Below are 22,856 nucleotides of genomic sequence, written 5' to 3'. Positions count from 1 at the left end.
TGCTGACTGCAACTAGTGTCATTGTGCAACTATCTGTGAGCCACGTTAATTCCAAAGTGTATTTCGGGGTTATGCCATACGCGACCAATGGAAACCTAGGTGCTAACATGCCGACCATTAGTTGGCGTCAATTATCAGCACAGTGACCCAGACATAGACCCGTCATCGCGCATGTCGGGTCTGCCCGCAGCGAACATCCATTGGCTCCATCCGCTATGTACGCCAGCCTCAAATCAATCACCATGTGGTCACCTTCCCGAGACAACGCAAGGCGGCTCACACTTTTTCTGTGCACATGCTCGGTACTTGGCAGCGCATTTTTCTGTAGTTTGTCCGTGCCTCTACCTCCGGCCCTGCTGGCCATCAATATCGCAGCCCTCGGCTGTGTCTGGCTGCAACATCACCTCTCTCGCCAATCGATAAATTTTGAACCCCAGGAGCTGGCCGACAGGTTGTTGAAGGTCCAGGAAAACGAGCGCCATCGGCTCAGCCGGGAATTGCACGACGACATTGGCCAGCTATTGACTGCAGCGAAACTTCAGAACGACTGGCTCAAACGCCGGATGCCCGAGGAGCTGCAGGAACAATGCGCCTTGCTCAGCGAAACGCTGGAAGAAACCCTGGCCAAAGTCCGTGACGTGTCAGCGATCCTGAATCCGCGGCAGCTGGCCAGCCTTGGCCTGGAAGCCAGTCTGCGGGCTCATCTGCTCAAGACCATGGCCAATACCTCCGTGCACTGGAGCCTGGAATGCCACTCGCGCCTGACCGGCATCCCCGAGGAAATGGCAGTGGCGGCATTTCGGATCACCCAGGAGGCCGTCACCAACATTCTGCGCCATGCCCAAGCCAGAAATCTTTTGGTTCGTCTGCAACGTCAGCCCCAAGGCCTGACACTGTTGATCAGTGACGACGGCGTCGGCTTTGCCCCGGCCACCGACCCGGGACGCGAAGGCCAACGTGGCATGGCCGGCATGTCGGAACGGGTCGACCAATTGGGCGGCACGCTGACCGTCAGCAGCGAACCGGGCACAGGTACTCAAATTGAAGCGCTCTTTCCTTGGGCGCCACGCGCGCTCGAACGGGCCAATACAGATAAGGTCATGCGTTGATTTGTAACTTGCTTCTGGTGGATGACCACTCGCTGATCAGGGCCGGCGTTCGTGCCCTGGTACTGGATATTCCCGGCTACGCGGTAGTGGGCGAAGCCAATGACGGTTCGCAGCTACTGGAAATGGTTGAGCGCCTGTCTCCGGATATTGTGTTGCTCGACATCTCCATGAAGGAGACCGGCGGCCTCGAAGCATTGCAGCGGCTCAGACGAGTCCGCCCGCAGAGCAAAGTGCTGATCCTGTCGATGCACACCGATCCAGCCCTCATCATGCAGGCGCTGGAATCCGGCGCCCACGGCTATCTGCTCAAAGACACCACGGCTACCGAACTCGAACATGCGCTCGAGGCGTTGCGCAATAACGAGCGCTATTTGAGCCCCGCCATCGCTCATACCGTTATCAACCAAGCGCTGAGCCGCAGTCCCGCGAATCAACAGGAACCGGCAAATGGGCACAACCTGACGGCGCGGCAGCTGGAAATCCTGCGGCTGATCGTGCGCGGCAAATCCACCCGGGAAATTGCCAATGGTCTGGGCTTGAGCATCAAAACAGTCGAAACCCACCGATCACAGATCATGAAGCGCTTGCAGATTTATGACGTGGCGGGTCTGGTGCTGTTCGCAGTACGCGAGCAAATCATCAGTCTGGACGACTGATCACCGGGGTAGCGCTCAGCAGTGGCGAGTCCTTCGGCAAATGCACGCGCAGCGCGGCCGGGCGCGCCGAAAAACGCATGCTCTCGCCTTCCAGCGGTTCACCGTCGAGATTGATATAGAGACCTTCAGCGACCTTCAGCTCAACCCACGGCAGGCGCGCCCGCACGAACATGTTGTCAATGCCGAAGCCGTCAGTAAGCAAGTCCCGCAAGGTACCAACCAGTTCCTGCGGTGCTGGCAGAATGCTGATATCCAGCAGGCCATCATCCGCCAGCGCGTCCGGGCACAACACATGCCCCCCGCCAGCCTGTCGGCCATTGCCGATGCCCAGCGCAAGCAATTCGCCGCTCCACTGGAAGTCAGGTCCTTGCAGTTCGCCGTAGGCGGCGTGCAACTCGCTGAACCGCGAAAGCCCGGTAAACAGGTACGCAGCGCCGCCGAGCACTTTTTTCAAATCCTCCGAGGTGTTTGCCGTCACCTGGCTGCCGAACCCCCCGGTGGCCATGTTCAGGAACACTTGCCCACCAACTTCGCCCAGGTCAATCGCCTGGGGCTCTACATCCAACAGCTCAAGGGCCTCATCAGGCGCCAACGGTACGCCTGCAGCTCGCGCGAAATCGTTGGCTGTGCCCAAGGGCATCAGTACCAGACTGGCTTCAGCCGTATGCGCAGCCATGGCCTCGGCAATGTCCCGCAAGGTGCCATCACCGCCGCCGGCAATAATCCGCGTATAACCCGCCGTCAGCGCTTCATCCACCAACCGTTGAGCGTCGCCACCCTCCCAGGTCACCCGCACCGACAGCTCCCAACCCTGGGCGCGTTTGCCCTCGACGGCCGCGCGGACCTCTTCGTTGAGCGCTTGCTTGCCGTGCAGAATCAACAGCGCCTTGCGTTCGCTCATTTTGATCACCCCTGATGAATCCCGTGTGAGGCATGTGGACCTCGAGTGAGCCTATAAAAGTCTCCGAGAGTCGAATTATTTCTACTTTCGGCACTTCGCGTCCTACACGGCGGTATTTTTTCCTACAAAAGCTGAGGAATCGGCTCAATTGACCCGCTCAGCTTATTGGTTCAAGTTGCGACTACGGTTTATCAGTCATCAGCAGGGAATACAGGGACGTATCATGCACAGCCATCACCTCAGGCAGCCGGGCTCACCGGTTGCACCGCTCGCGGAACGTCGAGCCAACTACAAAACCGAATGCGGCCACTGCGCCAAACTCAATGGAGAAGCTGAAATGGAACCTCGCGTCGTCGAACTGGAGACACATCTCAAGTACATCCGCAGGGACATGGAGGAAATTCGTGGCGACGTCCGATCCATCAAACACAGACTGGCCTACGCTGCTGGTGGAACAGCCGTAGTGATAGGGCTTTTGGGCTGGATCGCGAACAGTAGGTTCGACCAGGTGGTGACACTCCTCGCTCAGTAACCATCACTACAAACGCACAACCCGGTTCGCCCGACCGGGTAGGCGCAAACAACAGAAAGTGAGATCAGTTCAGCACTTCGCTCAGCGGAATAAACATGACGTTTTCTCCAGCCACCAGCGTACGATCCTCCAACACTTCAACCAGACCATCCGCCCAGGCCGCACTACGCAGCACGCTGGAGCTTTGGTTTTTGTAGATGATTGCCCGCCCATTCTCCAGGCGTCCGCGCAAATATTCGCGCCGGTTACCTGCTTTCAACCAGTCAAATCCTGCGGGCACCGCAAACTTCAACGGCTCGACATTCTGGACGCCTTGGCGACGTAACAGATAAGGCCTTGCGAGCATCGCGAACGTCACCAGGGTAGAGGCCGGGTTGCCGGGCAAACCAATCACCGGCACGCCACGAAAATGCCCGAATGTCAGCGGCTTGCCTGGTTTGATTGCGAGCTTCCACAAGGTCAACTCCCCCTCTTCCCGCAGCGCGATGCCCAGAAAGTCCGCTTCACCCACCGAGACGCCACCGGTGGAGAGAATCAGGTCTACGTCTTTCAACTCGCCAAGACGAGCGCGGGTGACCGCCAGATCGTCGACCAGAATGCCAGCGTCGATCACTTCACAGCCCATGCGTTGCAACCAACTGCAAAGCAGCATGCGATTGCTGTTGTAGATTTGCCCAGGGCCGAGCGTGGTTCCTGGCTCCACCAGTTCATCACCTGTGGACAGCACGGCGACGCGCACGCGGCGTATCACTTCCAGTTCGGCGCGTCCCAGCGAGGCAGCGAGCCCCTGCTCGATCGGGCCCAGTCGCGTACCGGCGGGAAGAACCAATTCACCTACCGTGGTTTCCTGGCCACGAGGACGAATATTCTGGCCAGGGCTCAGCGGTTGCGTGAATACAATCCGTTGATCAGCCTGGGGGTCGGCGTTCTCCTGCATCTCGACGCAATCGGCGCCGTCGGGAACAGGCGCGCCGGTGAAGATTCGCGCGCAGGTGCCAGGCTCCAAGGGCTGCGGTGCAGTGCCGGCAAAGATCTTCTGGCTGACCACCAACGGCTCTCCCGTCCAGTCAGCCACGCGCAAGGCGTAGCCGTCCATGGCGCTGTTGGGCCACGGCGGCAGATCCAGCGTCGAGATCAGGTCATCGGCCAGCACACGGCCCTGGACCTGCGCGAGCGGCAGGCGTTCTCGCGCCTTGATTGGCGAGGCGTCGGCCATTTCCAACAAACGCGCCAACGCCACCTCAACAGCCATCAGGCTGCCGGTCTTGCCCGGCTTACCCGCGTGATTCACAAGGCGCCGCCTGCTTCAAGTGGGCTACGAAATTGCACGGACGGTGCCGTGAATCCAGTTGCTCGCCGAGGATGCCATCCCAACCGGTGCGTACGGCGTTGGTCGAGCCTGGCAAGCAGCAGACCAACGTGCCATTGGCCAATCCGGCCAAAGCGCGGGACTGGACGGTCGAGGTGCCAATATCGGCCACCGAAATCTGCCGGAACAGTTCGCCAAAGCCATCGACCTGCTTGTCCAGCAGGCAACTTACTGCCTCCGGCGTACTGTCGCGTCCGGTGAAGCCGGTGCCGCCGGTGATCAGGACAACCTGAACAACATCGTCGGCGATCCAGTTTGCAACTTGCGCGCGGATTTTGTAGAGGTCATCTTTGAGTAGCACCCGGGCGGCGAGGTGATGGCCGGCAGCGTTCAAACGATCGACGAAAACCTGGCCCGAGGTATCGGTTTCCAGAGTACGGGTGTCGCTGACAGTCAGCACAGCAATGTTGAGCGGTGCAAAAGGTACTTCAGCCTTGGCGTTCATAGGCTCGTCCAGTTGTAGGATAAACAGCCCGGTGTTATATCACAGCGCCTCATTTTTATGCCGCCCCCATGGAGACCGCCCATGACCTCGAATGCACATTTGCCGCCGTGTTCCATTCTGCTCCTGGCCGGTGGCCGTGGCCAACGCATGGGTGGCCAGGACAAGGGTTTACTGGAATGGCAGGGCGAGCCACTGATCGCACACCTGCATCGCAAGACCCGCTCGCTCAGTGATGATCTGATCATTTCCTGCAACCGGAACCTGGAGCGCTACGCACCCTACGCTGACCAATTGGTGCATGACGACCAAGGCGATTTCCCTGGTCCGCTGGCGGGCATTCGTGCGGGGTTGAAGGCCGCTCGGCATGATTTCCTCATGGTCCTGCCGTGCGACGTACCGCGCATTGATGCGGCACTCCTGCAAAGCCTGCGCGAGACTGCAAATGTGCACCCTGAAAAACCGGTGATGGTGCGTCATGGTGACCATTGGGAACCGCTGCTTTGCCTGATTCCGGTTGCCCTGTGCGAGGTGTTCGAAAATGCCTGGCATGCCGGTGAGCGCAGTCCCGGCCGGATCATGCGAAACCTGGATGCCAACGCCCTGCAATGCCCCGACAATGACCCACGCCTGGCCAATCTGAATACCCCGCAATTGCTGAGCTCACACAGCACCGTGTCAGATTGACACTAGCCAAGGAACTTGCGCGCGTTGTATACGTCTCAAGGTCAGTAACCAAAGATTTCTTATCGGAGACACACTCATGACTCACCGGACCCTCGCCACTTTCATGCTCGCACTGGGCCTCGCTACCCTCGCCGGTTGCGCATCGCCTACCGTGATCACCTTGAATGATGGTCGCGAAATCCAGGCCGTCGATACGCCTAATTTTGACGAAGAAGCCGGTTTTTACGAGTTCGAACAACTGGACGGCAAAGAGACCCGCGTCAACAAGGATCAGGTTCGAACGGTCAAAGAGCTGTAATTTGTCATCGTGACAACGGATACAGAAAAGCCCGCTTGATGCGGGCTTTTTAGTGGCTGCAGATTGGTGGTCACCACTGCAACGTAATCGCGCTCTCGAAGGTTCTTTCCTGCCCGGTCACCGGATCGACAAACCGAAGTCCCTGAGCCAGCAATTTCAAGGGATTGGCATAGTCGTCTGCAGCATCAGTGAGCACGCATGGATAAAACGGGTCGTTACAGATACCTGCGCCGAGCGCCGCCATGTGCACTCGCAACTGATGCTTTTTGCCGGTGACCGGGTAAAGCGCGTAACGCCATAAATCGCCGTTTTTTTCCCTGACATCGACCGTCGTCTCGGTGTTGCTGACACCCGCCGCTTCCTGCATGCGAAAGAACGGCTCACCTTCGACAAGCCTGCTTTTGTGCACCCGGGGAAACGTCAGATCCGGCAAGGCTTTAGCGATGGCCTCGTAGCGTTTTACGATCTGGCGCGTGGGAAAAAGCGACTGATAGGCTGAACGGGTTTGCGGATTGGCCGAAAACATCACCAGCCCCGCCGTGTGTCGATCAATACGATGCAGGGGTACCAGATGCGGATTGTCGAGACGACGAATCAGGCGGCGCAGCAATGTCTGCTCGACGTATTCGCCGGACGGTGTCACCGGCAGAAAATGTGGCTTGTCCGCCACCACCAAATGCTCATCGGCATACAGAATCGACTCGGTAACGGGAATAGGTTTCTCATCACGCACCTCACGAAAATAATGAATGCGCAGACCTTCCTTGTAGGGAAGATCAACAGCGATGGGTGTGCCCTGCCCGTCAAGGACACGCCCCCGGGCAATCCGGTCGAGCCACTGTTCCCGGTCGATGGCACTGAAGTGCTCACACAAGCAATCAAGCACCGTACGCCACGCACCTGGCGGCAAGTACAATGTGCTCGCCTGACTGTGTGCAGCAGAAAAAGATGAAGTGGACATACCGACGATAACCCTCAATGCAGGGCGGCATTATCCAGCAGTGCTCCACGCGAACCTAGTACGATTTCAGTCAGGCAGGTATCGACTGCGTCCGCGCGGCTTCATCCGTGAATTCCTTGAGCCAGCGCAACACATCCACTGCCTCCCAGCGAACCGGATCGTAAAGCGCATAGAGCAAACCCTGATAGCCCACGACATCCAGCTGCCGGTGATAACCCGCACGTTGAAACAACGCTTCAATTTCGGCGAAACAGGTATTGAAATGCAGTTTGTTGAAAGGTGTTTTCCGTTCCGTGACCAGACCATCCAGCCGCAGCTCGTGAACGGCTTCACGCACCACGTCTACCGACATCCGGTTAACGCTTTTCTTCAACTGTTCGACATTGACCACAATTCATCCCTCTGCTTCCGGGATTGCCTGTCATCCTGGCGGTCAACGCGCAGAATCAGGCAATCAGAATAACTGTATGAACATACAGTAACCGAATGAGTGAGCTTTCGCCAATGCAACAGACGGAGAACGACGGATGGATTGCGGGGAATGCCGGTCAGCGCAAAAACGCTGCGACCTGCTCTTCATCAAATGGCCAGTCAAGTTCGGCGCCGGTGTCGATTCGTCGCAATACCGGAATACGCAGGCCATAGTCTTCCACCCATTCTTCCCTATCGCTGATATCAACCAGCTCGACGAGCAATCCATGTTCGACGAACTCCATCAGCATGGCTTCCGCGACTTCACACAGATGGCACCCCAAGGTGCCGAACAGCTGACATTCAGAAGGCATGACCGCGAGACCTTAGAAAGTAGACGCCTAGTTTAGGCCTGCGCTGAAAAGCAGTCGAGTCGCTAACCTGTCTATCCTCAAACAACTGATAACCACGGTTATCGGCAAACTCCTGACTCAAATCATCCATGCAGAACGTCACATGGGCCATGCTCACAACCATTTTCGCTCTACGCTTGAGTAGTCCGAATGCTGAACTGGAGATTACGTGTTCGCCAACCTGCTGATCATTCTCGCCTCCTCCCTGGTGGTGATTGCCCTTTTCCAGCGCCTGCGCTTGCCGCCGGTGCTGGGCTATTTGTGCGTGGGGCTGATGATCGGACCGACCGCTTTCAATTGGGTCAACGAAAACGAAGACCTGCCTGACCTCGCCGAACTGGGCGTGGTGTTCCTGCTGTTCTCTCTGGGGCTGGAGTTTTCCCTGTCGAAAATGATCGCACTGCGCAAGGTCGTGTTCAGACTGGGTGGCCTGCAGGTGTTGATCACGGCGGCGATCCTGGGCGCGCTGTTGATGTGGCTGGGCATGCCGACCACTGCGGCGTTGCTGCTCGGGGCTGGCCTGGCGCTTTCCTCGACGGCCATTGTCAGCAAGGAGCTGAGCAGTCTCGGGGAGATTTTCAGCAGCCACGGCCAGAACGCCATCGCAGTTTTGCTGTTTCAGGATGTCGTCGCGGTCCTGTTGCTGACGTTGGTGCCGGTGTTCGCCGGCAGCAGCGATCAAGCCTGGTACTGGGCACTGCCGCTGACACTGGTCAAAACGGTGGTCTTGTTCATCGGCCTGCTGGCGGCCAGCCGTTGGTTGCTGCCGCGCCTGTTTCATGAGGTGGCAGCGGCCCGCTCGGCCGAACTGTTTGTTCTGCTGGCGCTGGTGATTGTCCTGTTGACGGCCTGGCTGACTCACTTGATGGGGCTCTCGCCCGCGCTGGGTGCTTTTCTTGCGGGCATGTTACTTGGCGAGAGTCACTATCGGCATCAGATCGAAGCTGACATTCGCCCATTCCGCGACATCTTCCTAGGCGTGTTTTTCGTCAGCATTGGCATGTTGATCGATGTGCAGCTCTTCTTCAGTCACAGCCTGCTGATCCTCGGTCTCACCCTTGGTTTGCTGCTGATCAAAGGCTGCGTGGTAGCACTGCTCGTCAAATGGCGTGGCAGTGACATCGAAACCGCGTGGCGCAGTGGCCTGGCGCTGGCCCAGGGTGGCGAATTCTGCTTCGCGCTGATGGCGCAGATGCAACAAAACAACATGATGCCGGCTGACTTCAGCGGGCCGCTACTGGCCGCGACATTCTGCTCGATGCTGCTGACCCCGTTGCTGCTGCGCGCCGCGCCACGCATCGCCCTGCATTTGCACCGCAAACCCAACGAAGAAGCCAAGCTCGAGCAAATCAGTGCGCTCAACGCTGATCTGACCCATCACGTGGTGATCTGTGGCTATGGTCGCGTAGGCCAATCCATCGGCCGCGTTTTGCGCAATGAAGGCCAGCCCTATATAGCGCTCGACACCGACCCGGTAAGGGTTCAGGAGGCCGCCGTCGCGGAAACCTGCGTACATTACGGTGACTCTCGCCGCGGCGAATTGCTGGTCGCGGTGGGACTGGAACGCGCGCGCCTAATGGTCATCGCGGTTGATCAGACCGATATCGCCCTGCTGGTTCTGAAGGAGGCACGCCGATTTAATCCGCTGGTGCCGATACTCGTACGAACCCGCGACGACAGCATGCTGACTGAACTGAAAGCGGCAGGCGCGACCGAAGTGGTGCCCGAATTGCTCGAGTCCAGTCTGATGCTCGCCTCCCATGCGTTAATCATGCTGGGCTTGCCGGCTGATCAGGTGCAGAGTCGAGTCGATCAGGCGCGGCGTGACCGTTATCGTTTGCTGCACGGTTTTTATCCTGGCTCCGATGGCGAAGAAAATTAATTCTCGCGCCGTGTCGCGCGTCAGGGGCGAATCCCCCGCGCGCAATCTTGCTGTTTACGTTAAGGTTTTGCTTTCCCCACCCCCATTGATCAAGCAGATTTGCCAAACGACGCACCAATACATCGCATCGTTCGGACTGCTCATTTTGAAATGAACCTTCAAGCAAGGCTCATACTCGAACGCAACAGAAAGCCACTCACGGAGATCACCCATGGCCAGCATCAAGGCAACGACTGCTCAAGAAATCCTGATGAACGATTTTCAGACTCTGGTCAGCGACACCGAACGGTTACTGGAACACACCAAGACCCTGGCCGGCGATCAGGCAGACGAGTTGCGGGAGCAAATCCATAACAGTCTGCTCCAGGCTCGCGAAACCTTGAAAATGACTGAGGAATCCCTGCGCGAAAAAGGCATGGCTGCCGTCACTGCCACGGAAGATTATGTACAGGCCAACCCGTGGCAATCGGTAGGTATCGCGGCTGGTGTCGGGTTCCTGATCGGCCTGCTGGCCACTCGGCGCTGATTATGGCGATCGGCGAATCCGGCCCGTCCATTGCGGGTCAAAGCTCCTCACCGCGGCGTCTCGGTGCCGCTTTCCTCGGATTGCTCCACAGTCATGTCGAGCTGTTCGGCATCGAGTTGCAGGAACAAAAAGCTCGCACTGTCAGCTTGCTGCTGTTCGCAGGCCTGGCGCTGGTCTTCGGATTGCTGTTGTTGGTGGGCCTGTCGACGCTGGTACTGATCCTGTTCTGGGACACCTATCGTCTGCCCGCCATCAGCGGACTCTGCGTGTTCTATACCCTCGCCTGCATCTTCTGCGCGATGCGTTTGAAAGCGGCGATTTTCGATGAATCTTCGCCCTTCCATGGCACTTTGGAAGAACTGGCCAATGATCGGGAGCGCCTGCTGCCATGAAGCTGCCCGAAATGCCTCATAACAGCTCCCGGACGGAAATGCGCAAAGCGTTGATCCGCCTGCGCATGGAAATGCACCGCCAGGAAATCCGTCAGGAATCGGCGCAACTGCTGCAGCCTTTGCATCGCGTACGCGGTATGTCGCAAAACCTGCAAACGGGTTTCGGCATCAAACATGCTCCGCTCTGGGGCATGGCTGCGGTCACATTGCTGGGGTTTTTCACAGGCAAAGGCGCCCGAAGCGGCGGCCCGAGCAGTGTGACGCGGTTAGTACGTCTCGGCACCACGCTGGGCCCGTTGATCAAGCTCGTCATGCAGGGCTCCTCGCGTAAGCATTGAGCCACTATCTGGCTGCATTCTTGCACTGAATCAGGTCTGAACCTCTTTATCGAGAGGTTCAGACCTGTGCGTTTACCCGGCCTCAGGTTAATCCGAACAACAAGACTAACTAAGGAGGCCTCGTGATCGACGGGCAACCGCTCGCCTGCTTTCAGCCGTTCATCGATACCGCCACCGGCCGTATTGCCGGTGTCGAAGCATTGGGCCGACTACGTCATGCCGATGGCCAACTGACCTCGGTCGGTCCGCTGTTCGCCGATTCGCGAACACCCGCCATTGCCCTGCGCCGCCTCGATCGCCAGATCCGTGACAATGCGTTGAGCCGTCTTCACGAAGCGCCGTCGGACTGGTTCCTCAGTTTGAACATGTCCCCCCGCTGGATCAGCCGCTTACGCCAGGATCAGGCGCTGCCAAGCCTCAGGCAAGTGAGCAGACACGGCGTCGACCCTCGTCGGATCGTTTTCGAAATCACCGAACTGGGCGGCGACATTCAGCGCCTGGCGGAAGTCGTGGCGCGCTACCGTCAGGCGGGTGCGCGAATTGCCATCGACGATTTCGGCGCCGGCTATTCACAGCTCGACCGCGTGTTGGCCTTGCAGCCGGACATTCTCAAGCTCGACATGCGCTTGTTCCAGGCGGCCGCATTGGGTGGTCCGAGCAGCGATGTGGTCAAGGCACTGGCATTGATGGCGGAAAAAACCGGCTGCTGGATCATTGCCGAAGGCGTGGAGACCGACGCGCAACTCAATTTTGCTCTGGAATGCGGTTCTCGTTACGTGCAGGGATTTTTGTTCGCCCGTGCGCAAGAGCAGTTCTTCGCCACTGACGCTTTCGTTGATCACTTTGCCGAATTGCGTCAGCGCTATGTCCAGCAGAAAATCGCTGAACGCGGCCGGTTGATGCAGATGCGCCACCAGCTCACCGAGCTGATGTTCATCCTGCAAAACTGGGCGCAGGCCCGCGCGCCGCTCAGCGCCTTGCCGCAACTGGATGCGTTTCCCTGGTTATTGCGTTTCTACCAGTGCGATCGGCACGGTACGCAGCTGACGCCAAATCTGGAATGGCGCAGCAACGGCTGGGAATCGGACAACCGCTATCTGGGCCACAACTGGTCCTGGCGGCCGTACTTTTATCACCTGCTGGCCGAGGGCTGGGACGAGCGTCGACTGACACTTTCCAATACCTATCGAGACGCCACCAGCAACCAGTACTGCCTCACTGCCGGGCAATTTTTTGACAACGGCGAGCGCCTGCTGCTCATCGACATCGACGCCGCCGGCTTGTAGTTCCGCTTGCAGGCATCGGCGCGACACGGGAAGCTAGGCGATCAGTCCCCTGACGGAGAGATCAGCCTTGGATTGGCAAACCCTGCTCACCCGCGAACGCCTCGGAAAGCCTCTGCACAGCCCGCAAGAGCTTGGCCGCAGTCCTTTCCATAAAGACCATGACCGCATCATTTTCTCCGGGGCGTTCCGCCGTCTCGGGCGCAAGACCCAAGTCCATCCGGTCACCAGTAACGACCACATCCACACGCGCCTGACCCACTCGCTGGAAGTCAGCTGCGTCGGTCGATCGCTGGGCATGCGGGTCGGTGAAACCATCCGCAGCGCCCTGCCCGACTGGTGCGAACCGAGCGACCTGGGCATGGTGGTGCAATCGGCTTGCCTGGCGCATGACATCGGCAACCCGCCGTTCGGGCATTCCGGCGAAGACGCTATACGCCACTGGTTCAAGCAGGCCGCCGGGCGTGGCTGGCTGGATGCGATGAGCGAAGTCGAACGCGAGGACTTCCTCAATTTCGAGGGCAACGCTCAAGGCTTTCGCGTGCTGACTCAGCTGGAATACCATCAGTTTGATGGCGGCACCCGCCTGACTTACGCCACCCTGGGGACGTATCTCAAATACCCTTGGACGGCCAGGCACGCTGATTCGCTGGGTTACAAAAAGCACAAGTTCGGCTGTTACCAGAGCGAATTGCCCTTACTGGAGCAAATCGCCCATAAACTCGGCCTCCCGCAACTTGAGGAGCAACGCTGGGCGCGCCATCCGCTGGTGTACCTGATGGAAGCGGCGGATGACATCTGTTACGCGCTGATCGACCTCGAAGACGGCCTCGAAATGGAGCTGCTGGAATACGCCGAAGTCGAGTCGCTGCTGCTGGACCTGGTCGGCGACGATCTGCCGGAAACCTATCGCCAGCTCGGCCCGCTGGATTCGCGCCGACGCAAGCTGGCGATCCTGCGTGGCAAGGCGATCGAACACCTGACCAATGCCGCCGCGCGAGCGTTTGTCGAGCAACAGGAGGCGTTGCTGGCCGGTACGCTGCATGGCGATCTCGTTGAGCACATGCATGGCCCGGCAAAGCGTTGCGTGCTGAATGCCAAAGACATGGCGCGCAAAAAAATCTTCCAGGACAAGCGCAAGACCCTGCACGAGATCGGCGCCTACACCACGCTGGAAATCCTCCTAAATGCCTTCTGCGGCGCAGCACTTGAACAGCACAACGGGCGCACGCCATCCTTCAAGAGCCGGCGCATTCTCGATCTGCTGGGAAACAACGCTCCGCGTCCAGACGGGCCTTTACACACTTCGTTCCTGCGCATGATTGATTTCATCGCCGGCATGACCGACAGCTACGCCAGTGAAATGGCGCTGGAAATGACCGGCCGTTCGAGCAAGTGAGACATCGGCTGATCAGCTCTTACATTTCTTTCAAGGGCTGATCAGCCTGACAGTGCAAGTACTGGCAGCGTACGCAACAATCTTCTACGCGCGCTGGTAGAAGTCCGGACCAATAAGTTGGCAACACTCACGAACAATTAACACCCTCGATTCGAAATATTAAATATTCAGCCCCAATTACAACCTGACAGGCACACACTGCAAAAACGTTGAAACAACCCATATTCAGAAAAGCATTGACCTTACAAACAAACCAAAAGCCTTTATCTGACTAAACCTGAACCACATAAAATCTCTTGTTATCGCCTTTATCCAACAGCAACTATCTTGCGCTTCCTCATATAAAAACCTAGTTGATACGTCGTCTATTTCTTCTTTGTTTGTAGGACTATTCCTATATTGCTGCTTCTGGTGGGCGAGTCCATGCGGTCCTCCAGGCATCTGAGCTAAGGTGCGCGCTTTATCCAAACCCCATGGGATTGATTATGAACTCCGTCTTTATTGTCGACGACCATCCTGTTATCCGGCTTGCAGTCCGGATGCTGCTTGAACACGAAGGTTATAAAGTCGTTGGTGAAACCGATAATGGCGTAGATGCCATGCAAATGGTACGTGAATGCGTGCCAGACCTGGTGATCCTCGATATCAGCATTCCCAAACTGGACGGCCTCGAAGTACTCGCGCGTTTCAACGCCATGGGTACACCGCTTAAAATTCTTGTACTGACCGCGCAGTGTCCGACTCTTTTCGGTATTCGGTGCATGCAATCCGGTGCATCGGGTTATGTGTGCAAGCAGGAAGACCTGAGTGAGCTGGTCAGCGCCATCAAAGCTGTATTGTCAGGTTACAACTACTTCCCCAGCGAAGCGCTGAATCCTGTAAGAAAAGATGATGCTCGCTTTGCCGAGCTGGAGCTCTTCAAGTCCGTCAACGATCGGGAATTAATGGTGTTACAACTTTTCGCCCAAGGTCGCACCAACAAGGAAATCGCCAAAGGAATGTTCCTCAGCAACAAAACAGTCAGTACTTATAAAAAACGCCTTATGCAAAAGCTCAAGGCGCAGTCTCTGGTTGAACTGATTGAGATGGCGAAACGAAATGCATTAGTGTGAGAAACAGCATGCTCACTCGGATAAAAGACTGTTGCATCATCCTCTTGGCAGGTTTGGGTCTGAGCACCTCACTGTGCGCCGCCGCGGTCGACAGCGAACCCTACGCGTTGCTCGGCCGCTCGATGACCGGCGCTCTGGACGTACGGCTCGACGCATCGCAAAGACAGTGGATCAAGGGTAAGCAGGAGTTGATTCTGGGCACATCGGCACCGGATTATCCGCCGTTCGATCTGACCGTCAGCGGTCAGGACTACGAAGGCTTTACCGCCGATTACGCAGCCATTCTGGGCACCACGACCGGGTTGCCAATCATGGTTCGCCGTTACGCGTCCCGAGGCGCGGCAATCCAGGCGCTCGAAAAAGGTGAAGTCGATCTGCTTGGCACCGCCAACGGTTTCGAGGCTCATCAATCCGACATCGTGCTGTCCTCACCCTACGCGGTGGACCAACCGGTATTGGTCACACGTCAGGGAGAAACCCGTTCACTGGCCGACGGGCTCGCCGGCCTTCGATTGAGCATGGTGTACCACTACCTGCCTTTGCGGGAGGTCCGGGATCTATACCCAAAAGCGACCATCACCTCATATCCCTCCTTTCAGAACGCGATCAATGCGGTCGCATTCGACCAGGCTGATGTGTTCCTTGGCGATACCATTTCGACCCATTACATGCTCAACAAGGGTTATCTCAACAACATCCGCATGGCCAACTTCGGTAAGCATGAAGCTCACGGCTTCAGCTTTGCCGTGCACCGGAACAACCCCCAACTGCTCGCGATCATCAACGCGATGCTGTTGGCAATCCCTCCCAACCAGCGTGAAGACATTGCCCGGCGCTGGAGTGCCGGCAGCGACATACTGCTCACTGATCAAAAGCTGCAACTGACTGACGCCGAGGAACGCTGGCTGGCGAAACATCCCGTGGTGCGCGTGGTTGTCAATGAGGCCTACGCACCGCTGACCTTTTTCGACAGTGAAGGCAACTTTCGCGGCGTTACAGCAGACCTTCTCGAACTGATCAGGCTGCGCACCGGCTTGCGCTTCGACATTCGCCGCAGCCGCAGCACTGGCGGGATGATCGAACAGGTCAATAATCAGCAAGCCGACCTGATCGCGGCTCTGCTCCCCAGTACTCAGCGCGAGCAGACGCTGAATTTCACCCGTCCTTATCTGCAAAATTCTTTCGTATTGCTGACGCGCAAATCCGCGGACAGCCCGACCACCCTCGAACAACTTCAAGACAAACGCCTGACCGTGGCGCAAGGCAATCCACTGATTGATTACCTGCGCCGCGAATACCCGCGAATTCAGCTGATCGAAACCCCGGACACCTTCAGCGCCGTCGAGCTGCTGGCCGAGGGCAAGGCCGAGGGCTCGGTCAATTCCCTGGTGATCGCCAACTATTTCATTTCATCGCGACTGTTCGAACAGCCACTTCAGATCACCACGACCCTCGGTACCCGGCAGGCGGATTTTTCCATGGCAACCGGGCGCGACGCCAAAGAATTAAAAGCGATCATCGACAAAGCTCTCCTGAGCATCGCGCCTGAAGAGCTCGGCATCATCAACAGCCGCTGGCGCGGTTATTCGGCGTCGTCGCAGAGCACCTGGCGTAACTATCAAAGACTGTTTTATCAAATCGTGATTGGCGCAAGCCTGTTGCTGCTGATTTCCATGGCGTGGAACGCGTACATGCGGCGCCAGATCAAGCAGCGGCAGGCAGCCGAACGCGCGCTCAATGACCAACTGGAATTCATGGGATCGCTGCTCAACGGCACACCCCATCCGATCTATGTACGCGATCGCCAAGGGCTGCTGCAAAGCTGCAATGACAGTTATCTCGAAGCCTTCGGTGCCAAACGCGAGGACATCATCGGCAAGAGCGTGATGGAAGGAAGCCTGAGCAACGCTTTCGAAGCCGAGGAGTATCAGGCCGACTACCAGCGTGTAGTCGATGAAGGCACGCCCCTGATCCTCGATCGCCCGCTGCACATCGGCGGCCGTCGGCTGACTATTTACCACTGGATCCTTCCATATCGGGATTCGAGTGGTGATGTGCAAGGCATCATCGGTGGCTGGATCGACATCAGTGACAGACGACAATTGTTCGAGGAACTGCGCTCGGCGAAAGAGCGCGCGGATGAAGCGAATCGGGCAAAAAGCACGTTCCTGGCGACCATGAGCCACGAGATCCGCACCCCGATGAATGCAGTGATCGGCATGCTCGAATTGACGCTCAAACGTATCGGGCACAACCATCCAGACCGCCCGGCCATCGATGTCGCCTATCGCTCCGCTAAAGATATGCTCGAACTGATCGGCGACATTCTCGACATTGCCCGCATAGAATCCGGTCGTTTGAGCCTGAGTCCGGAGCGAGTCAATCCTGGTGAAATCATCGGCTCGGTGGTGCGGATTTTCGAGGGACTCGCGCGTCAGAAAAATCTGCGGCTGCAACTCGAGTTCAATCCCGACAATCCGGCGGTCGATGTGCTGATCGACCCCATGCGCTTCAAACAGGTGTTGTCCAACCTGATCAGCAACGCTATCAAGTTCACCGAGCAAGGTCACATCAGGGTCGTCGTTGAACTGCTGGCGAGTGCACAACCCGGCCATGTGCAGCTGCTGCTGCAGGTCCATGACAGCGGCGTGGGCATCAGCGTGCAGGATCAACAGCGACTGTTCCAACCCTTTGCCCAGGCCAGCGACAATAGACAGGCAGGCAGAAGCGGCGCAGGCCTTGGCCTGGTCATCAGCCGCAACCTGTGCGAGATGATGGGCGGCAGTCTGCAACTGGAGAGTCGGCTTGGCGTCGGCACGTTGATCAAGGTTTCTCTGAACCTCGTCTGCCAGGTAGCCGAGCCGTGCCGACCGCCGGCTGATGCTGACATATCGTTCACCAACACTCCCTTGAATGTCCTGGTGGTCGATGACCATCCCGCCAACCGTTCTTTGATGTGCCAGCAACTGGAGTTTCTCGGGCATCACTCCACGGTCGCAGAGGATGGCAGTGCCGGACTCGACGCGTGGCAAACCGGTGCGTTCGATCTGGTGATCGTCGACTGCAACATGCCCATCATGAACGGTTACGAACTGGCCCGCGCCATTCGCCGGCATGAGCAGACGACGCAGCGGCCGCCCTGCACGGTCCTGGGGTATACCGCCAACGCCCTGCCTGAGGAAATACAGCGTTGCAGACACGCGGGCATGGATGACTGCCTGTTCAAACCGCTGACACTGACCGCCTTGAGTGAACGACTGGCGGGCATCAGGCCGTCAGTCCCCGCACCGGCGTTCAGCCTCGCCGGCCTGCACTTATTGACGGGCGGCAACCCGGCGATGGACAGACGCCTCCTGAAAGAGATGCAAAACAGCAATGACCAGGACCGCCTGGCACTGCAGGCGTTGGCAGGCAGCACGGACCTGAAGTCCTATCTCGATCTCGCGCATAAAATCAAAGGCGCGGCAAGGATCATCCAGGCCGCGCGACTGATAGAAAGTTGCGAAGCGCTCGAAAATATTTGCCATGAAACCGCTCAATCCGACCAATTGATCAACTGCAGCGCGGCCATGCACAGGGCGATGGACGAACTCGGCCAGGCGTTGCAGCAACAAATCGCCTTGAATGACCAAAGCACGATGACGGAGCCTTAACTATGCTTGCTCGCTGAGCAGTGTGTTAACCATCATGGAGTGACCCGCAATGCCCAGCCCACTGCGCCAGGATCAGCGACGGTTGCCGCTGCACGTCCATATCAGCGTGATGTTCACTTGCCTGCTGTTGCTGACGGGCGTAGTGCTGGGCATTTTCAACTACCGACAAACCACGCAGATAATTCTTGCGAGCAGTGAAAAGCTCTTCGCCCGCATCGAACAGGATGTGCGCCAGGACCTTCAGACTACCTACGAGCCCATCCGCAATGTGCTGAGCCTGCTGGTGCATCACCCGGCGGCTCAGGCAACCGATCTGCAACATCGACTGATTCTGCTGCAGTCTTTCAGCCAGGCCCTGGAAGACAATCCGCACCTTGCCTCACTGTACCTGGGCTACGACAACGGCGATTTTTTCATGGTCCGTCCCCTGCGCGAACCGGCCCTGAAAACGCTAGTTCAAGCGCCGCTCAACGCCCGCTACCAAGTGTGGAGCCTTGAGCGCTCGGGCCCCGATGCGCGCGCACTCTCTCAATCGCTTTTTTTCGATGAGCATCTGAACCTGATCAGCCGTAATGGAAACGTCGGCGACGACTTCGATCCGCGCACCCGCGCCTGGTTCACCGCTGCCCGCAATGAGAGCGGTCAGATAACCACCGAACCCTACATTTTTTTCTCCACTCGCAATGCGGGTACGACGCTCGCCCGACGCGTCGGTGAGCACGCGGTAATCGCCGCAGACCTGACTCTGGATGAGCTCTCGGCCAAGCTGGCGAAACACGTGGTCACCCCTGCCACTGAAGTGGTGTTGTTCGATGCGAATGGCAACGCGGTGGCCTATCCGGACTCGCGCAAACTGATCACCGACGGGGAGACCGCCCGCATGGTCAAGGCTGCGGATTTGAGTCCCGGGCTTGCGGCGTTACTGGGCCACGCTGAGACCGGCAATCGGTTGCAAGCTGGAGGCCGGCAATGGATCGTCGCCCGCAGCCAGTTGCAGGAAGGCGGGCCACGGGGTTTGCAACTGGCGTTGCTGGTGCCGGAGGACGAGTTACTGGCCGACGCCTACCGCTTGCGCTGGCAAGGCGCACTGATCACCTTGGCGACCTTGCTGTTGTGCCTGCCCTTGGGCTGGCTGACCTCGCGCATACTGGTCAAACCCTTGCGCACGCTGGTGCAGGAGGCGGATGCCATTCGCAGCTTCAACTTCAGTCTTCCCGCCTCCCGGCGTTCGCCTGTGCTCGAAGTCGACCAGTTGAGCGTATCAATGACGCGCATGAAAGACACCTTGGCCAGCTTTTTCGAAATCACAGAAAGCCTCAGCGCCGAAACACGTTTTACCCCGTTGCTGGAAAGAGTGCTCTTTGAAACGATGAAAATCGGCCAGGCTCAGGCGGGCCTGATCTACTTGCGCGAGAACGATGGCGATCGCTTCGAGCCGCTTGGCCTGGTGATCGGCGACGCATCGCAAGCGGTACCTGCATTCGGCGTTCAAGGCCATCAGCTGGCGGACCCGCAAAGCCCGGCATGGCTGCAGCAACTTGCGCAGACCAATAATGTGGTCACGAATCTGGGCTTCGAGCAGGCGGGTGACTTGCAGCATGTGTTGCAGGCGATGGAATGCCCACGGGTGCATCTGATCGGCATCCGGCTGCACAACCGCCGCAATGAAACTGTCGGCCTGCTGACCCTCCTGCTGGCAGACAGCGGCAGGCAAAGCGATCTGGAAAAACTCCAGCCGGACCGTATCGCATTTCTGCAAGCGGTGTCCGGTGCGGCGGCGGTGTGCATCGAAAGTCAGCGCCTGCAAGCCAGGCAGAAACAATTGCTGGATGCCTTCATCCAGCTGCTCGCCGGCGCCATTGATGCAAAAAGCCCGTACACCGGTGGTCATTGCCAGCGTGTACCGGCGCTGACGTTGATGATCGCCCAAGCTGCGGCTGCCAGCCAGGCGCCGGCCTTCTTCGGTTATAAGCCTACGGAAGATGAATGGGAGGCGCTGCACATCGCCGCTTGGCTGCACGACTGCGGCAAGGTCACGACCCCGGAATATGTGGTTGATAAAGCCACCAAACTGGAAACCCTGAACGACCGTATTCACGAAGTCCGCACCCGATTCGAGGTGCTCAAGCGCGATGCCTGGATCAATTACTGGCAGGCCGTGGCGCTGGGCGGTGACGAACATCATCTGGGCGAGTTGCGTAATGCCAGTCTCGCGGCGCTGGACGATGATTTCGCCTTTGTTGCGCGCTGCAATCTGGGCGGCGAGGCCATGGCCGAGGCGGATTTGCAAAGGTTGCGCAGCGTGGCTCAGAGGACCTGGACGCGTACCCTGGACGATCGACTGGGCGTTTCCTGGGAAGAGAACAGGCGTCAGGCTCGCACTCCGCCACCCACCCTGCCTTTGAACGAGCCGCTGCTGGCGGATAAACCCGAGCACCTGTTCGAGCGCGCATCAGGCGAACTGATTCCGCCCGACAACCCTTGGGGCTTCAAGCTCGAGGTGCCGCTCTACAAGTACAACCGGGGCGAACTTTACAACCTGAGCATCGCTCGCGGTACGCTGACACGAGAGGAGCGTTACATCATCAACCATCACATGGTGCAGACGATTCTGATGCTCAGTCACCTGCCCTTCCCCAGCCACCTCGACACCGTGGCGGAAATCGCCGGCGGCCACCATGAAAAAATGGACGGCACCGGTTATCCGAAAAGGTTGAAGCGCGATGAGATGAGCCTGCCCGCGCGGATGATGGCGATTGCCGATATTTTCGAGGCGTTGACCGCCGCCGATAGACCGTACAAAAAAGCCAAATCGATGAGTGAAGCGCTGGGCATCATGGCCACCATGTGCCGTGACGCCCACATTGATCCGGAGCTGTTCGAGCTGTTCATCACCGCGCAGATCTATCGGCAGTACGCTGAGCAATTCCTCGATCCGAAACAGATTGATGAGGTGGACGCGCCTGGCCTGCTGGTCAAGGCAGGGTTGCGCCCTTGATCAGCAGTCAGTCAAACGCAGAAAAATAGCCGCCAATTGTTCGATCCCTGCCTGATCGTCAGCGCTGAAGCGGCCGACCTTGGGGCTGTCCAGATCCAGTACGCCGATCAGCTTGCCGTCCTTCACCAGAGGTACGACCAGCTCGCTGTTGGAGGCGCTGTCGCAGGCGATATGACCGGGAAATGCGTGCACGTCTTCCACGCGCTGAGTCTGCAAAGTCGCCGCTGCTGCCCCGCACACCCCTCGGCCAAAGGGGATGCGTACGCAGGCAATCTGCCCCTGAAACGGCCCCAGGACCAATTCTTCATTGCGATTCAAATAGAACCCGGCCCAGTTCAAATCATCGAGCTGGTTGTAGAGAAACGCCGAAAACTGCGCCGCGTTGGCGATGAAATCGCGCTCGTCCGCCAGCAGTGATTGCAGCTGTGCGTGCAGCATGCCGTAGCCTTCGAGGCCCTGGCCGCTTTGTTGTAAATCGATCATGCCTTGTGCTCCAACAGCTTGAGCCCGACCCAATAGCGGGCGAATTGATAAGCGCAACGTCCATTGCGATTGCCCCGGCCGGTAGCCCAGCGCACGGCAAGAATATCGAGTTCCTCGTTGCGTTCCCACGGCAGGCCGGCCTTGTCGGCCAGTTGCCCGATCCAGTGCTCGACCACGTTGAGAAAGTGCTCCTGGGTAAACGGGTAAAACGACAGCCACAGTCCAAAACGGTCGGACAGTGCGATCTTGTCTTCAACTGCCTCGCTGGGGTGCAGTTCGCCGTCGACGCGTTTCCAGTTTTCGTTGTCGCTTTCCTTCTCCGGTACCAGGTGGCGACGGTTGGAGGTGGCGTACAGCAAAACGTTGTCCGGAGCCTGTTCGAGCGAGCCGTCGAGCACGCTCTTGAGCACGCGATAATCGCCCTCGCCCGATTCGAACGACAGGTCATCGCAAAAAAGCACGAAACGTTGCGGCAATTTGGCGATCTGTTCGACCACCCGCGGCAAGTCGGCGAGATGATCGCGTTCGATCTCGATCAAGCGCAGGCCGGCCCCGGCATGTTCGGCCAGCAAGGCACGCACCAGCGATGATTTGCCGGTGCCACGCGAGCCCCACAGCAAGGCATGGTTGGCCGGCATGCCATCAAGGAACTGACGGGTATTGCGGCCCAGCTGTTCGAGTTGGCGATCAACGCCGATCAGGTCGGACAAGCGCATGTCGAGGCTGACTTCCAGCGGCAACAGAAAACCGCTGCGCCCTTCACGCTGCCAGCGCGCGGCCAGGCATTGCGACCAGTCGATCGCTTGCCGTGGCGCCGGCAACAGTGGTTCGATACGGGCCAGAACGGCATCGGCGCGTTCAAGAAAAGCATTCAATCGGGAATCCACGTCTTCTCCTCGGGCACGTTCACAGTGATGATGGCGGTACGACGAGCAAACACAGTTTTTCGGTGTGCGCAGCGGTCCTTGAAGACGGACTGCGAGAGCACCGGTTTCCATGCATGATCGACTA

General features: G+C 58.1%; 22 protein-coding genes. 14 read left to right on the top strand and 8 right to left on the bottom strand.

Annotated elements, in window-relative coordinates; genetic code table 11:
- Positions 1–215 precede the first annotated feature (215 nt).
- Positions 216–1,109: a sensor histidine kinase gene (locus DU29_RS0104865; protein WP_028620701.1), complete on the top strand. Its 894-nt coding sequence runs from the start codon at positions 216–218 to the stop codon at positions 1,107–1,109.
- Positions 1,106–1,765: a response regulator gene (locus tag DU29_RS0104860; RefSeq protein WP_028620700.1), complete on the top strand. Its 660-nt coding sequence runs from the start codon at positions 1,106–1,108 to the stop codon at positions 1,763–1,765. The genes DU29_RS0104865 and DU29_RS0104860 overlap by 4 nt, the downstream gene beginning before the upstream one ends.
- Here the strand turns inward: DU29_RS0104860 and yegS are convergent.
- Complete coding sequence (yegS, locus tag DU29_RS0104855) at positions 1,749–2,666, bottom strand: lipid kinase YegS (protein WP_028620699.1); 918 nt, start codon at positions 2,664–2,666, stop codon at positions 1,749–1,751. The two genes, DU29_RS0104860 and yegS, sit on opposite strands and share 17 nt — an antisense overlap.
- 223 nt (positions 2,667–2,889) lie before the next feature.
- On the opposite strand from yegS, the gene DU29_RS1000000131145 reads away from it, so the two are divergent.
- Positions 2,890–3,198, top strand: coding sequence for a hypothetical protein (locus DU29_RS1000000131145; protein WP_028620698.1), 309 nt, complete (start codon positions 2,890–2,892; stop codon positions 3,196–3,198).
- Between the two features lie 64 nt (positions 3,199–3,262).
- On the opposite strand, the gene DU29_RS0104845 is transcribed toward DU29_RS1000000131145, so the two are convergent.
- Both DU29_RS0104845 and moaB read right to left on the bottom strand, forming a co-directional pair.
- Positions 3,263–4,489, bottom strand: coding sequence for a molybdopterin molybdotransferase MoeA (locus DU29_RS0104845; protein WP_028620697.1), 1,227 nt, complete (start codon positions 4,487–4,489; stop codon positions 3,263–3,265).
- On the bottom strand, positions 4,473–5,012 hold the full coding sequence (gene moaB, locus DU29_RS0104840; RefSeq protein ID WP_028620696.1) for a molybdenum cofactor biosynthesis protein B: 540 nt from the start codon (positions 5,010–5,012) through the stop codon (positions 4,473–4,475). The genes DU29_RS0104845 and moaB overlap by 17 nt, the downstream gene beginning before the upstream one ends.
- A gap of 81 nt (positions 5,013–5,093) precedes the next feature.
- On the opposite strand from moaB, the gene mobA reads away from it, so the two are divergent.
- Positions 5,094–5,696, top strand: coding sequence for a molybdenum cofactor guanylyltransferase MobA (gene mobA / locus DU29_RS0104835; RefSeq protein ID WP_028620695.1), 603 nt, complete (start codon positions 5,094–5,096; stop codon positions 5,694–5,696).
- A gap of 76 nt (positions 5,697–5,772) precedes the next feature.
- Positions 5,773–5,994: a YgdI/YgdR family lipoprotein gene (locus tag DU29_RS0104830; protein WP_028620694.1), complete on the top strand. Its 222-nt coding sequence runs from the start codon at positions 5,773–5,775 to the stop codon at positions 5,992–5,994.
- Between the two features lie 70 nt (positions 5,995–6,064).
- On the opposite strand, the gene DU29_RS0104825 is transcribed toward DU29_RS0104830, so the two are convergent.
- The 3 genes from DU29_RS0104825 to DU29_RS0104815 form a co-directional block, all read right to left on the bottom strand.
- Complete coding sequence (locus DU29_RS0104825) at positions 6,065–6,955, bottom strand: pseudouridine synthase (RefSeq protein ID WP_028620693.1); 891 nt, start codon at positions 6,953–6,955, stop codon at positions 6,065–6,067.
- A 70-nt stretch (positions 6,956–7,025) separates the two neighbouring features.
- Complete coding sequence (locus DU29_RS0104820; protein ID WP_028620692.1) at positions 7,026–7,346, bottom strand: transcriptional regulator; 321 nt, start codon at positions 7,344–7,346, stop codon at positions 7,026–7,028.
- Positions 7,347–7,503: 157 nt separating this feature from the next.
- Positions 7,504–7,740, bottom strand: coding sequence for a glutaredoxin family protein (locus tag DU29_RS0104815; protein WP_028620691.1), 237 nt, complete (start codon positions 7,738–7,740; stop codon positions 7,504–7,506).
- Positions 7,741–7,948: 208 nt separating this feature from the next.
- Here DU29_RS0104815 and DU29_RS0104805 point away from each other — a divergent pair, with 208 nt between their 5' ends.
- The 9 genes from DU29_RS0104805 to DU29_RS0104760 all read left to right on the top strand — a co-directional run bounded on the left by DU29_RS0104805 (position 7,949) and on the right by DU29_RS0104760 (position 21,362).
- A complete protein-coding gene (locus tag DU29_RS0104805; RefSeq protein ID WP_028620690.1) occupies positions 7,949–9,661 on the top strand; it encodes a cation:proton antiporter in 1,713 nt (570 codons plus the stop codon).
- A 211-nt stretch (positions 9,662–9,872) separates the two neighbouring features.
- On the top strand, positions 9,873–10,187 hold the full coding sequence (locus tag DU29_RS0104795) for a DUF883 family protein (RefSeq protein WP_028620689.1): 315 nt from the start codon (positions 9,873–9,875) through the stop codon (positions 10,185–10,187).
- A 2-nt stretch (positions 10,188–10,189) separates the two neighbouring features.
- Positions 10,190–10,579: a phage holin family protein gene (locus DU29_RS0104790; RefSeq protein ID WP_028620688.1), complete on the top strand. Its 390-nt coding sequence runs from the start codon at positions 10,190–10,192 to the stop codon at positions 10,577–10,579.
- Complete coding sequence (locus DU29_RS0104785; protein ID WP_028620687.1) at positions 10,576–10,917, top strand: hypothetical protein; 342 nt, start codon at positions 10,576–10,578, stop codon at positions 10,915–10,917. The genes DU29_RS0104790 and DU29_RS0104785 overlap by 4 nt, the downstream gene beginning before the upstream one ends.
- A 122-nt stretch (positions 10,918–11,039) precedes the next feature.
- A complete protein-coding gene (locus DU29_RS0104780) occupies positions 11,040–12,203 on the top strand; it encodes an EAL domain-containing protein (RefSeq protein ID WP_028620686.1) in 1,164 nt (387 codons plus the stop codon).
- A gap of 67 nt (positions 12,204–12,270) precedes the next feature.
- Complete coding sequence (locus DU29_RS0104775; RefSeq protein WP_028620685.1) at positions 12,271–13,599, top strand: deoxyguanosinetriphosphate triphosphohydrolase; 1,329 nt, start codon at positions 12,271–12,273, stop codon at positions 13,597–13,599.
- 485 nt (positions 13,600–14,084) lie between these two features.
- Entirely contained in the window at positions 14,085–14,711 is a 627-nt protein-coding gene (locus DU29_RS0104770) for a response regulator transcription factor (protein ID WP_028620684.1), read from the top strand.
- An 8-nt stretch (positions 14,712–14,719) separates the two neighbouring features.
- The gene (locus DU29_RS0104765) at positions 14,720–18,364 is read left to right on the top strand and encodes a transporter substrate-binding domain-containing protein (protein ID WP_028620683.1); all 3,645 of its coding nucleotides are present in this window, start codon (positions 14,720–14,722) and stop codon (positions 18,362–18,364) included.
- A 49-nt stretch (positions 18,365–18,413) separates the two neighbouring features.
- Positions 18,414–21,362 (top strand): HD domain-containing phosphohydrolase, encoded by a 2,949-nt coding sequence (locus tag DU29_RS0104760; protein ID WP_028620682.1) that lies wholly within the window; start codon positions 18,414–18,416, stop codon positions 21,360–21,362.
- On the opposite strand, the gene DU29_RS0104755 is transcribed toward DU29_RS0104760, so the two are convergent.
- The gene (locus tag DU29_RS0104755) at positions 21,363–21,845 is read right to left on the bottom strand and encodes a GAF domain-containing protein (protein ID WP_028620681.1); all 483 of its coding nucleotides are present in this window, start codon (positions 21,843–21,845) and stop codon (positions 21,363–21,365) included.
- On the bottom strand, positions 21,842–22,732 hold the full coding sequence (locus DU29_RS0104750; protein WP_028620680.1) for an ATP-binding protein: 891 nt from the start codon (positions 22,730–22,732) through the stop codon (positions 21,842–21,844). Before DU29_RS0104750 ends, DU29_RS0104755 begins: the two co-directional genes overlap by 4 nt.
- Positions 22,733–22,856: the final 124 nt, after the last annotated feature.

The organism is Pseudomonas sp. Ant30-3, assembly GCF_000690905.1.
GTDB lineage: Bacteria > Pseudomonadota > Gammaproteobacteria > Pseudomonadales > Pseudomonadaceae > Aquipseudomonas.
This window is presented reverse-complemented; position numbering and strand designations above follow the sequence as displayed.